The 12,506-nt window shown below is 72.2% G+C and carries 11 protein-coding genes; 1 reads left to right on the forward strand and 10 read right to left on the reverse strand.

Translation table 11 applies throughout. From position 1 onward, the window contains the following. Window positions 1–72: 72 nt before the first annotated feature. The 5 genes from OG746_RS01910 to OG746_RS01930 form a co-directional block, all read right to left on the reverse strand. Window positions 73–909 (reverse strand): glycoside hydrolase domain-containing protein, encoded by an 837-nt coding sequence (locus OG746_RS01910; protein WP_266711023.1) that lies wholly within the window; start codon window positions 907–909, stop codon window positions 73–75. Window positions 910–949: 40 nt separating this feature from the next. Then, complete coding sequence (locus OG746_RS01915) at window positions 950–1,669, reverse strand: hypothetical protein (RefSeq protein ID WP_266711024.1); 720 nt, start codon at window positions 1,667–1,669, stop codon at window positions 950–952. A 220-nt stretch (window positions 1,670–1,889) separates the two neighbouring features. Then, complete coding sequence (locus tag OG746_RS01920) at window positions 1,890–3,425, reverse strand: serine/threonine-protein kinase (RefSeq protein WP_323179535.1); 1,536 nt, start codon at window positions 3,423–3,425, stop codon at window positions 1,890–1,892. Beyond that, window positions 3,422–4,021, reverse strand: coding sequence for a hypothetical protein (locus OG746_RS01925; protein WP_266711025.1), 600 nt, complete (start codon window positions 4,019–4,021; stop codon window positions 3,422–3,424). Before OG746_RS01925 ends, OG746_RS01920 begins: the two co-directional genes overlap by 4 nt. 249 nt (window positions 4,022–4,270) lie before the next feature. Beyond that, complete coding sequence (locus tag OG746_RS01930; RefSeq protein WP_266711026.1) at window positions 4,271–6,352, reverse strand: N-6 DNA methylase; 2,082 nt, start codon at window positions 6,350–6,352, stop codon at window positions 4,271–4,273. Window positions 6,353–6,577: 225 nt separating this feature from the next. On the opposite strand from OG746_RS01930, the gene OG746_RS01935 reads away from it, so the two are divergent. Next, entirely contained in the window at window positions 6,578–7,432 is an 855-nt protein-coding gene (locus tag OG746_RS01935; protein ID WP_266711027.1) for a DUF4190 domain-containing protein, read from the forward strand. Window positions 7,433–7,474: 42 nt separating this feature from the next. Here OG746_RS01935 and OG746_RS01940 read toward each other — a convergent pair whose 3' ends face one another. From OG746_RS01940 to OG746_RS01960, 5 genes are all read right to left on the reverse strand, one after another. Then, complete coding sequence (locus OG746_RS01940) at window positions 7,475–8,245, reverse strand: N-acetyltransferase (RefSeq protein ID WP_266711028.1); 771 nt, start codon at window positions 8,243–8,245, stop codon at window positions 7,475–7,477. A gap of 4 nt (window positions 8,246–8,249) precedes the next feature. Next, window positions 8,250–8,972, reverse strand: coding sequence for an HNH endonuclease family protein (locus OG746_RS01945; RefSeq protein ID WP_266711029.1), 723 nt, complete (start codon window positions 8,970–8,972; stop codon window positions 8,250–8,252). Between the two features lie 194 nt (window positions 8,973–9,166). Continuing rightward, a complete protein-coding gene (locus tag OG746_RS01950) occupies window positions 9,167–10,198 on the reverse strand; it encodes an endo-1,4-beta-xylanase (RefSeq protein ID WP_266711030.1) in 1,032 nt (343 codons plus the stop codon). A gap of 35 nt (window positions 10,199–10,233) precedes the next feature. Beyond that, entirely contained in the window at window positions 10,234–11,136 is a 903-nt protein-coding gene (locus OG746_RS01955) for a poly(ethylene terephthalate) hydrolase family protein (protein WP_266711031.1), read from the reverse strand. A gap of 243 nt (window positions 11,137–11,379) precedes the next feature. Then, entirely contained in the window at window positions 11,380–12,423 is a 1,044-nt protein-coding gene (locus tag OG746_RS01960; RefSeq protein WP_524540362.1) for a LacI family DNA-binding transcriptional regulator, read from the reverse strand. Between the last annotated feature and the right edge of the window lie 83 nt (window positions 12,424–12,506).

The following is a 12,506-nucleotide window of genomic DNA, read 5'->3' on the forward strand; positions in this document are numbered from 1 at the left end:
GTTAGGCAGTGGCCGCTTGCTAGGCCACCTATTCGACAACGATTCGCCGAGGGTCGAGGTATCGACCGGCGCTCAGCCGACCACGGCCACCGGCGCGTCCCACGCGTCGCGGTCGACGGTGATCGCGTAACCGCCGCGCGACTCCTTGCTGTTGACCATGTACTGGTGGCCCCGGTGGCGGCCGGTCCACAGGGTGGAGGCGAACGGCCAGTCCGTGGTGGTCGTGTTCACCTTGTCCCACTTTGCGTACCAGAGGTTGCCCGGCAGGTTCGTGCGGTCGGTCGTCGTGGCGACGGCCTTGGCGCTGGAGCTGGAGAACCCGTACATGCCGGTCCGGTAGTACTTCCCGTGGACCGCCTTCTGCCAGTTACGGATGTACGTGAGAACGGCCGTGTTGCAGGAGGAGTTCGTGGTGTCGTACGCCTCCATGTCGAGGTAGAGCGCACTGCCCGCCTTCATGCCGAGCGCGGACGCCTTGGCGACGGCGTCGGCGCCGTCGGTGGCACCGAGGGAGGCGGCGGTCGTGGAGGTCATCCTCTCCGGGTTGGTGCCGCTCGCGCAGGACGGTTGCGCGCCCACATAGAGCGGAATCAGCTTCCAGCCCTGGGAGTTGACGGTCTTGACCCAGGAAGCGGTGAGGTTGGCCTGGGTGCAGCCGCGGTTCTTGCCGCCCACGTAGACGGCCGCCGCGCCGTAGAAGCCGGTGTGCCAGGCCTTCATGGCTGAGGTGGAGGGCGCCGTGCAGGCGTCGAAGGCGCGGCCGGTGTAGTACTTCGCCGCGGGCCAGGAGGTCGTGGAGGCGAGGGACTGCTGGACCGTGATCCCGCCCGCGAGGACGGCGGCGCCGACCGCGCCGATGGCGAGGCGGCGGCGGGTGCGGGAGCGCCGGTGCCGGACCGATGTGGGCATGCGTCTTCCTTCGTCGTACGCGGGCGGGTGGGGGACGGCGTCAGTTGAGGGCGGCGACGGCGGTGGTGTCCTTCGCGGCCAGCTTCTTCGCCGTGGCCGCGCCGTTGTCGTGGCCGTCCGTCGACATGACAGTCACGACAGCGCTTCCAGTGCGTACGGCGATCAGGGTCGTACCGTTCTCCCACGCCGGGTCGGTGAGGGTGATGGTGTACGCCTCGTCGCCGAGCCCGGACGTCGCTGTGCCCGCCACCTTTACGTCGCTCTTGGTGTCGGCGTCCTTGTAGGTGGGGCAGGAGGCGACGGCCTTCTGGAGGTGCCGCATGACGGTGGCCGCGGTCTTGCCGCGGAAGACGTCTGCCTGCTGTGCGATGTCGGCGGTGGTCTTCTCGTTCGCGTAGTCGTTCTGTGCGAAGGAGACGCCCTCGTCGCCGGTGAGGGCGAGCCAGCTGGTGCCGCCGAGCTTGGTGCAGTCCGGCTTGCTCAGGGCGGCCGGGTCGCTGCTCGGCTCCTGGTAGGTGTCGCCGGTGTCGCGGGCGGCGTCCTGGTCGATCCGGTAGCCGGCGCCGAAGAACGACGCGGGCGCGAGCGCCGACTTCAGTCGGGCCCCCTTCGCGAGCCCGGCGTCGGGGTCCCGGGAGGTCTTGGAGGCGGTCTTGCCGGCGTCGTCGGAGTCGTGGGAGCCGCCGGACGAGCAGGCGGTCAGGGTGAGCGGGAGGGCGGCCAGGGCGAGCACGGCGGCAGCGCGGACAGCGGTACGCATGAGGTTCCTTGGTGACTACGAAATGGGGACATGCGTGGGGGGAACGCCGTGTGGGCGCCGCCGAGGGCGGGATGCGCGGGGTCCGGTGGGGCGGGACCCGGGCGCGCCGGGGGATGCACACAGGGAGCTGACTGATTGTGCACGATCAATTCGCCGTCACCGCCCCTGGAACGGCGCTTTGGGGGGATCTTGGCCGGGGCTTGACCGTAAAGGCCGCTGCTCAGCCGCGCACTTGTCCCAGCCATTGCAGCGTGCGCCGCACCTCCGCGGGGAACGGGTGGCCGGGGCCGTGCAGCCGTTCGGCGTCGTGCAGCAGCCGGGTCAGCGTCTCGTGGGCCGCACGCCGGTCGCCCACGGAGAGCAGCAACTGGCCGATGCGGCGCCGCACTTCGAGGGCGAGCCTGAGGTCCGTGGTCGCGTACTGGTTCTCGTAGTACGGGAGCAGGGAGCGGTACTCGGCGAGCGCCGCGGCGGGTTCACCGAGGGCTTCCAGGCACTGGGCCGCCTCGTAGCGGAACTGGAGGGACTGCGGGTCGGCGTGGCCCGCCTCCGCGGCGCGTTCGTCGGCGAGTCGGCGCAGTTCGGGCAGGGCGCGCCGGTACTGGCCGTCGTCCATGAGGGTGGCCGCGTACTGCTTCCGCAGGGTGCGGACGACGGGTGAGTGCTCGCCGTGCTGGACGGCCGCGGCGGGCAGGATCGCGCCGAGGATGTCGACGGCCTGCGTGATGCGGCCCTCGCCGAGCAGCACCTTCACTTCGTCGACGGCGCGTGCCACGTCGGGGCGGTCGCCCTGGAGGTCGGTTCCCGGGGGCTGCGGGGCCGGGGTGACGGCGCGGTCGGGCCAGGGGGCGTGCGGGCGCAGGAAGGGGCGGGTGGGGTCGAGCGGGCGGCCGGTGGGCACGCCGCGCGCGGGCAGCAGCGGGAGCAGTTCCTCGTACGTCTGCTGGGCGGAGGCCGGGCGGTCCTGGGGGTCCTTGGCGAGCAGGCGCAGCACCAGGTGTTCGAGTGGCTGCGGTACTTCGGGGCGCAGTTGGCGGACCGGGACGGGGGCCTCGTAGAGGTGGCGGTGGAGGATGCCGAGGGCGGTGGTGCCCGCGAACGGGACGTCGCCGCTGAGGAGTTCGTACAGCAGCACGCCGAGCGCGTACAGGTCGGTGTGCGGGCCGACGGCGCCGCCCATCGCCTGTTCGGGCGCCATGTAGGCGGGCGTGCCGATGGGCGATCCGGTGTGGGTGAGGCGGGTGGTGTCGGTGTCGAGGACGGAGGCGACGCCGAGGTCGAGGACGGTGAGTGTGCCGTCCTGCTTGACCATGACGTTCCGTGGCTTGAGGTCGCGGTGCACGATCGGCACCGCGTGCACGGCGGAGAGCACGGCGCACAGTTGCGCGGCGACCGCGACCGCCCAGGGCCAGGGGAAGGGGCTGTGCTCGGCGAGGTGGTCGGCGAGGTCGGCGCCGTCGATGTACTGCATGACGAGGTACAGCTCGTCCCCGTCGCTGCCCGCGTCGTGCACGGTGACGAGGCCGGGGTGGTCGACCTGTGCGGTGACCCGGCATTCGCGCAGGAAGCGGCGGCGCAGCTCGTCGGCCTCGGCGCCCGCGACCCGGTCGGGGCGTACGAGCTTCACGGCGACGCGGCGGTCGAGGCGCTGGTCGTACGCCGTCCAGACCTGGCCCATGCCGCCCTGGCCGATGAGCGTGGACAGTTCGTAGCGGCCGGCGACGACGCGGCCGCCGGCCTGGGGGTGCCCGGTCACCGGCCGCCGTCCTGCTTGCGCAGGTAGTCGCTCAGCTCGTCCAGCTCGGCGCGGACCTGGTCGATGCGGTGCGGCGGCGGGGCCTGGTTCTGCGGCGGCGCGGGCGGCGGGGCGGGTGTGGGCGTCGGCGCGGGTGCAGGCGTGGGCGTGGGTGTGGGCGTGCCCATCGTCGTGTGCGTCTGCGGCGGTGCGGTGGGCCAGGGCTGCTGCGGGCGCGGGTGTCCGTAGGCGGACGGCGGGGGCGTCTGGGCGTACGGGCTCGGCGGGAGCGCGGCGCGCGGCCTGCGTATGTCGTAGACGAGGAAGTACACGGCGCTGCCGATCGCGAGGAGCAGCAGCAGGGCGAGGGCGACGTCGGTGCGCGGGTCCGCCTCCGGCAGCGAGCCGATGATGCCGAACAGCGTGATGCTGACCGGCAACGAGGCGATGGCCAGGGCCCAGTCGAGCGGCCTGCGTCGCAGCGCCGCGATGCGGAACAGCGGGGCGCAGGAGAGCAGGCCGCAAGTCAGCACGGACAGCGCAGGGAACAGCACCCTCAGGGTGATGACCGCGCCGTCGCTCTCGCGGCGGGGCGGCGCCGCGCCGGGCCCGTACATGGCAGCTCCTGGTCACTTGTGCGGGGTGGAACACGCGGCAATGCGATGCCGGTTCCTTCGAGCGTATAGGCGGACTCGGACAACGGGACCGGGGTTGTACGGAACGGATGTCGCTCCGCTCACACCGGGCTCTTGTGGAACGGGTGCCTCCGGTCGTGGCGGGCCCGCCGGTCCTACGCCGCGGGGCTCTGCCCCGGACCCCGCGCCTCAATCGCCGGCGGGGCTGGATTTGCCCAACCGGCGCCGGGCCTAACTGTTCGGTGGCAGGGTGCCCGCCGTCAGGCCGTCGTGGAGGCCCTGGACCAGTTGTTCGCCGAGGCGGGACGCGTGGCGGAGGGTGTTTTCGAATGTGGCCAGGGATTTGAAGCGCTCGCCGTACTCGGACTGTTCGGCGCGGGGCAGGCGGGGCAGCTGGAGGCGCCGGACGTCGAGGCGCGTGGCGGTGGAGGCGTGGCTGGAGGCCTGGCGGTTGTTGGCCGTGGAGCGCAGGAAGCCCGCGAGGAACCACGGGTCGAGCGCGGCCGGTTCGGGCCGCAGCAGGGCCAGACCCCTGCCGAGCGCGGCGCCCGCGTCCGCCTCGTCGACGACGCGCACGGCGGCGGTGCCACCGACCACCGGCACGACGACGTCCCCGACTTCCAGGATCACGGGGTCGTCGTCCGCGGAGTGGGCTCCGGAGGGTGCCGTGCTCGTCAGGACGTCGTGGTCGGTGAGTACGGGTACGCGCGCGTGGCCTCCCGGGCCGCCACCCGTCGCCGCGGTGCGCAGCGACAGGGCGCCCGCGCGCGCGAGTTCGCCGACCGTCGTCAGTGGCCAGCGGGCCGGGGCCGTGGCGTCGGGGACGGCCCGCGGGGCGAGTTTCGTGGTGAGCCGCAGCGTGTCGGCGAGCTCCTCGCGTACGGCGGTCAGCTCTGCCGCGCCGCCGCCCGTGGCCGGCGGGGGCAGGCGGCGGGCGGGCGCGAGGTCGACCTCGTCGTCGAGCAGGTCGATGACGGGCACGGAGCGGGCGAGGCCCGGCCGCTCCTCCAGGGAGCCGTCCCGGTCGTGGGCGCGCCAGGCGTCGAGCACGGTGCGGCGCACCTCGTCCCACACCTGCTGCTCCCGTACGTCACCGGACTCGGCGAGCGAGGACGTGTCGACGAGCAGCAGCTCCGGGGCGGCGGGCGCGCCCGCGCCGGGGCGGCGCAGCACCCACAGGTGCAGCGGGATGTTGTTGGGCGGGACGGCCCCCGCGGGCAGCGCGATCACCGCGCGCAGGGCGCCGCGGCGCAGCAGGTCGGCGCGGATCCGGCGGCCCGAGCGGCGCGAGGCGACGGTGGGCGGCATCAGGAGCACGGCGCTGCCGCCGTCCTTCAGGCGCGCCAACGCGTGCTGCACCCAGGCCAGTTCGGACTCGGTGCGGGCGGGGAGGCCGTACTCCCAGCGCGGGTCGTAGGCCAGCTCGTCGTGGCCCCAGCCGCGCTCGTTGAACGGCGGGTGGGCGAGCACCGCGTCGGCCCGTACGTCGCTCAGGGCGTCGGCGCGCAGGGTGTCGGCGGCGGCGGTGCGCACGGCAGGGGCGTCCGTCCCGCCGTTGCCGTCGAGGGCGAGGCGGAGCGCGGTGAGCGCGGCGAGTTCGACGGAGGCGTCCTGGCCGTACAGGGTGCGGCCGGGCCGCGAGTCGTGGGCGCGCACGGCGTCGAGGAGGGCGCCGGTGCCGCAGGCCGGGTCGAGGGTGGTGGTGGCGGGGCCGACGAGCGCGGCCATCAGTTCGGCGGGCCCCTGCGGGGTGAGCGTGTACTGGCGCGGGTTGGCATCGAGATGCCGGCCGAGCAGGAACGCGAAGGTGCCGCGGGCGCCCAGCTCCGCGGCGAGTTCGGCGGCGCCGCGCAGCAGCGGCACCGAAGGCAGCAGGTCGGCGGGCGACGGCGTGCCGACCGCCCGCTCCGTGGCGTGGCCGAAGCGTGGGGTGAGGACGCCTTCGAGAGCGGCCGACAGGCGCTGGGCCAGGTCGCGGTCCTTGTCGGTCGCGGCGAGCGTGAGCCATTCCGTGGGCCGGTCGTGCACGAGCAGCAGGGCGCAGCCCGTGTGCAGGAGGGCGGCGACCGGGCCCGCCGGGTGCCCCGCGAGCTGCTGCCACACGCGCTCGCGCAGCGGGACCTCGGCGAGCTTGCCCTGGTCGCGCAGCCACTCCTCGACCTCGGTGAGCGCGAAGGAGGGGCTGGTCTCGGTGCCGCCGACCGGCCTGGGGAAGTCCGCATGCCTGCGGCGCCAGTTGCTGACGGCGGCGCGCCCCACCCCGGCGAGCCGGGCGATTCCCGCGGCCGTCACCTCTGTCGCGTTGTCCTGCACCGAGCCGACTCCCCTCCGGACGCCTGTCCCGCAGATACGTCCTGACGTGCCTGTGCGACCGACCATACAGACTCCCGCGTAAGACCCGCATTCACAGCCGTGAGCGCATCAAGTTCCGTGTACGCGGTTGACTCGGTTCACAGACAGTGCTGTTATTGCCTCAGCCAACCGCCGGATACACGGAAAGCCGGGGGGAGGTTGGCTTCTCTCATCGGAGGAACAGCTATGTCCCAGACCCAGCCGCCCCAGTCACCCCATTCGCCCCAACAGCACCCCCAGTACCCGCCGTTCCAGCAGCAGCCGCCGCAGCAGGTCGCGCGCAACGGGCTGGGGACGGCCGCGTTGATCCTCGGCGTCATCGGCGCCCTGTCGGGGCTGATCCCGCTGCTGTTCTGGCTGGCCGGGATCCTCGGTGTGATCGCCCTGATCCTGGGCCTGACGGGGCGCGGCAGGGCCAAGCGCGGCGAGGCCACGAACAAGGGTGTCGCCCTGACCGGCACGATCCTCGGCCTCGCGGCCATGGGCCTCGCGGTCTTCGGTGCGTACACGACGTTCAAGGCGGTGGACGACGCGGTCGACGAGATCAACAAGTCGGTGTCCGACACGAAGGCCAAGGACGCGAAGTCGTCCGGCGACGCGAAGGACAAGGACGGCGAGAGCGGCAAGGGCGACGAGAAGCCGGCCGCCGGCAAGACGCTCGCCGCGGGCGACTCCGTGGTCTACGACGACGACCTGACCGTCTCCGTCTCCAACGCGGTCACGTTCAACCCGAGCGAGTACGCGGCGGGCCACAAGAACGGCAACCACGCCTACAAGGTCACCGTCACCGTCACCAACGACTCCAAGGAGAAGTTCGACGCGACCCTGCTGACCGCGAACGCCCGCGCGGGCGAGGCCGGCACCAAGGCGGAGCAGATCGTCGACGACAAGGTCGCCATGGGCTTCGAGGGCACGATCCTGCCCGGCAAGAAGGCCACGGTCGTCTACGGATTCGACGCCCCGGCGGACGCGAAGAACCTGACCGTCGAGGTCACGCCGAGCTTCGACTACGACGGCACGCAATGGGACCTGAAGCTGTAGCAGCCGAGCGAGGAGCTCACAGGGGGGTGGTGCGGCAGGCGCTCACAGCGCGTGCCGCATCCACACGTTCGGCTCGACGTACACGGCGTAGCCGCCCTCCGGTTCGCAGCGCACCGGCACCAGCGCGCCGGGCACCTCGACCGGACCGGCGGTGTCGAAGGCGAGGCCCGTCCACGTCCGCCACTGCTCCAGCGATCCGGACACGGTCATCGAGGCGGGCGCCACCTTGTCGATGACGGCGCCCGCGCGGACGTGCACGCGCAGCCACGGGTCGGCGGGCAGCCCGTCCGACTCCCTTACGCGGTACGCGTATGCGCTCATCGGGGTCGCGGGCTCCAGGTGCTTGGCGCTCGGCCGGACCGGCGCGACGACCTCGCGGAAACCCCGGGCGCGCGCGTTGTCCCGCATCGCCGCGAGCATCCGCCCGGACAGTCCCTTGCCCTGCATCCCGGGCACGATGGTGATCTCGATCGCGCTGACGGTGTCCGGGGCGAGTCCGGCCGCGCGGTCGGCGAAGGCCCACGTCAGCACCTGGTCCCAGCCCCGGTCGGGCAGTTGCCCGCGCCCCTCGGCGCGCAGCGCGAACGGCACGCTGAAGCCCCGGGCCACGACGGCCCCTTCGGCGTCGGTGGCGACGAGCACGTACTCGGGCAGCTCGTCGCGCACCCGGTGCATCAGCAGGGCGCCGACCGGGTCGTGCGGCACGAAGACGGGCCAGTTGTCGGGCATGGCCCACAGCGGCCCGACCAGTTCGGGCCGCTCGGCGAGGGTGGTGACGGTCAGGCCGTCGGGGGCGGCGGGATGCGTGCTCATGCGGTCATCGTGCATGGAAGCGCGGAGGCGCCGCAGTCGGATTTCCGCCCGTCGGCAGCTTCTGGTCCGGGCAGGTGCCCAGCACCTTCTTCATGGCGTCGCGCTCGGCGGCGGTCACCCACACCCCGTACTTCTTCTTCACGGCGACCTGCCCGGCGACGTACGTGCACCGGTACCCCTTGTTGGGCGGCAGCCAGGTGGCGGTGTCGCCATCTCCCTTGCTGCGGTTGGGAGTCGCGTCGACGGCAAGGAGGTTCAGCGGGTCGTTGGCGAACGCGATGCGCTTGCTCGGCTCCCACTGGAAGGCGCCCTTCTGCCAGGCGTCGGACAGCGCGACGAGGTGATCGATGTCGACCTTGCTGCGGCCGCGCGTGAAGGAGATGTCCTTGCCGCCGTACGGGTCCGGGGAGAGCGTGCCGGAGACGACCTTGCAGTCGCCGTCCGAGTAACGCACGCCTTCCAGGTCCCGCTTGAGGATGTCGTCACGGGTGTCGCAGCTGTTGGAGTTGGTGTCGGCCCAGGCGCTGCCGAACCGTTCCCGCGCGTAACCGGTCTTCGGGGCACGCCCCTTGACGGTCAGCGAGCCGACGGCGGCGAGCGCGCTGCCCGCCTTGCCCTGGGGCTCCGGACCGGCCTCGCCGCCCCCGCCCGTCGCCGCCTCGCACCCGGTGACGGCGACCACGGCCACCAGCACGGCGGCCCCGGCCCGTACAGCGCCTCGCAGCACGGCGCTACCTCCCCTTTTGTTCGCGTTCGGTCCACTCACCGTATCCGAGGCATGATCACACCGTGCCGATGCCCAGCGTGGCCACGGAAAGCAGCAGGCCCGACCCGATGACGGCTACCCACAACGGGCCCAGCAGATACGTGAGTTCGGCGCTCGCCGGTGTCGTAAACGCCACAGGGCCGGGGCCGGCCGGCTCAGCCCGTCGCGCTGTTCAGCGCCGAGAGGACCGCGCCGTACGCCTCCTTCTTCTGGTACGAGCCGTTGAAGAGGAGCGGGGTCTCCTGGGAGCGCCAGGAGTACTTGTCGGTGACGCCCCACACGGTGATGCCGTTGCACCGGGCGACGGCCACGCAGGCCTGGGCGACCTGCCGGTACACGTTGGCCTGCGCCGAGCCGGAGCCGCCGACGTCGAGTTCGGTGATCTGTACGTTCACGCCGAGGTCGGCGAAGCGCTGGAGGTTCTGCTTATAGGTGCTGAGGTTCTCGTTCGAGGAGAGGTGGCTCTGGAAGCCGACGCAGTCCAGCGGGACGCCGCGGGCGCGGAAGTCCTTGACCATCCGGTAGATGGCGTCGCTCTTGGCGTTGACGCCGTCGGTGCCGTAGTCGTTGTAGCAGAGCTTGGCCTTGGGGTCGGCCGCCTTCGCGGTGCGGAAGGCGTCCTCGATCCAGCCGTCGCCGAGCTGCTTCTGCAGGTTGGACTGGCGTCGGCTGCCGTCCCACTCGTACGCCTCGTTGACCACGTCCCAGGTGTCGATCTTGCCCGCGTAGTGTCCCGCGACCTTGGTGATGTGGTTGCGCATGGCCTGGCGCAGGCTGTCGCCGGTCAGCCCCTGGACCCAGCCGGGCTGCTGGGCGTGCCAGACGAGGGCGTGGCCGCGGACGAACTTGCCGCGCTGCTGTGCGTAGTTGACGAGGTCGTCGCCGCCGCTGAAGTTGAACTGGTTCGGGCTCGGCTCGGTGGCGTCCCACTTCATCGCGTTCTCGGCGACGACGCTGGAGAACTCGCGGTTGAGCGTGGACTCGTAGTCGCTCTCGCCGAGGCGCGGGGCGACCGCGGCGCCGAAGTACCTGCCGTGCTCGGCGGCCGCGCCACCGAGCGTGTCGGCGGCCTGGGCGGTGGGCGACAGGGTCAGGGCGGCGGCTGCCGCGAGGGCGCCGGCCGCCGCGGCGACGAGCACGGATCTGGTCCGTCGTGAGGTGCGGGTTCTGGAGGAGCTGTCGGTCATGGCGCTTCCCTCTCTGGTGGGGGGCCTTGTGGGGCTCAGGACAGGGCGGCTTCCCAGCGCGTGCCGTCGCCGGTGGCGTCGGCGGCGAGCCGGTCGCGGGCGGCGGTGTCGTCGTACAGGCGCCAGCGGAACCAGTCCACGAGGGTGTTCTGGGTCCGGTCGAAGGTGGGGAACCCCGGGTTCAGGTACGAGGCGTGGTCCGCGCCGAGGTGGGTGAGGAACGCCTTGGTCGCCGGCAGCTCCGCGTACGCCCGCCGGGCCAGGGCGTAGTCGCAGGTCGGGTCCTTGTCGCCGTGGATGAACAGCGTGCCCGCGTGGACCGAGGCGGCGGGGGTGCCCATGTCGACGCAGGCGACCGGTACGGCGGCGACGATCCGGTCGTCGGGCCAGGCGGTCAGCAGGCCGTGGATGGTCATGCCGCCCATCGAGTGCCCGGAGACGCCGACGCCCGCCGCCGTGTCGATGTGCCCGGCGAAGGGGCCGCTCTGGTTCAGGGCCAGGGTCCGGGTGAGGACCTCGGAGACGTCCTTCGACCACTCCCCGCCGTATACGGAGCCGATGTTGGTGTTGTCGGAGATCGAGGGGGCCGGACAGATGAAGCCGGCGGAGGCTATCGCGTGGGTCTGCGAGGCGTACGAGTCGGAGTTGCCGTACGCGCCGTGGTTCCACTCCGCGACGGGGAACACGCCGTCGGCGAGCGGGGCGTCGGGAACGGGGGCGCCGCCGGGGGCGCCGGGGGTCGGGTAGAAGACCTTGGTGAACAGGGAGCGGCTGCCGCGGCTCCAGTTGAACTGGCGCACTCCGATCGCGAACTGCTGTGCGGGCGCGGCCTGTTCGGCCCCCGAGGCCGGGTGCAGCCCGGAGTCGAGCAGGGGGACGCTCAGCCCCGCCGTCGCGGCCGCGGTCAGGCCGAGGAAGGTACGTCGCTTCAACGACATGCGTGAACTCCTTGGGTGTGGGGGGGTGCGCATGCGTGCAGCTCAGGCCGCCATTGGTCGAAATACCGGACGACGGCCGGGCCTTCGGACGTAGGAATGATGGAGGGCTTGACGGTGAGCGGTCAACGCTTCTCGCGCAATTGTTTCGGCAGCTGGACCGAAACTCTTGCGGGAAAGTTTCAACACCACTGGTGAGCGGGCGACTTGGAGGACGGAGAAAAAATCCGGTCGGCGCGGCAGCGCTCAACTCCGCGGCGCCGCCGTGCTCTCGCGGACCACGAGTTCCGTGGCGATCTCCACACCGAGCTGCCGCACCCGCTCCCCACGGCCCAGCGCGAGGGCCAACTCCGTTGCGGAGGCGGCCATTTCGTCGAGCGGCTGGCGCACCGTCGTCAGCGGCGGATCGGCCCAGACGGCGACCGGCATGTCGTCGAAGCCGACCACGCTCAGGTCCTGCGGGACGCGCAGCCCGGCCTCGCGCGCCGCCTGGTAGACGCCGAGTGCCTGCATGTCGTTGGCGGTGACGATCGCGGTGGGCCGGTCGGGGCGGCCCAGCAGCGCCCGGGCCGCGGCCTGGCCGCCCTCGCGCGTGAGCGGCCCACGGACCGTCGCGTCCGGGTCCACGGGCAGCCCGGCCGCCTCCATCGCGGATCGGTAACCGGCCGCCCTGGCAAGGCAGAACGCGTGGTCGGGGCCGCCGATCAGGGCGATGTGCCGGTGGCCGAGGGCGATCAGGTGGCGCGTCGCCGACCGGCCGCCCTTGAAGTTGGTGGCGCCGACGTAGGGGACGCCGTCGGGCACGTCGTCCATCGGGTCGAAGACGACGTACGGGATGCCCTTCGCCCTGAGCCGCTCGCGCTCCGCCTCGGGGAGCTGGAACACCGACAGTACGCACAGCGGGCGCCGCCCCACGGTGTCGTCGACCGAGGCGTCCGCGTCGTGCAGGCCGAACTTGGAGACGATGACACCGGCCCGGTTCCTGCGGGCCACCTCCTCGACGCCGCGGATGATCTCCCCCACCCACATGCTCTTCAGCTCGCGGAAGATCAGCTCCACGAACTTCTGCCTGTTGTCGGAGGTCTTGCGGTATCCGTGCTCGCTGATCAGTTCCTCGATCCGGGCCCGGGTCCCGTCGGACACCCCCGGCCTGCCGTTGAGCACCCGCGACACCGTCGGCACCGACACTCCCGCCAACGCGGCGATGTGCGCGATCCGCACCGACGCCGGACCCTCATCGCGCGCGGCCTTCCCGCTGCCCGCCGACGTACCCTCACGGCTGTCCGCCACGACCACTCTTCCCGATCAACCGACATCGCCTGCGGGCCGATTCGACTCGACGTTGTCACTGGCGTCAAGGTCGGACGATCCCC

Origin of the sequence: Streptomyces sp. NBC_01016, assembly GCF_026341035.1 — a bacterium.
Taxonomy (GTDB): domain Bacteria; phylum Actinomycetota; class Actinomycetes; order Streptomycetales; family Streptomycetaceae; genus Streptomyces.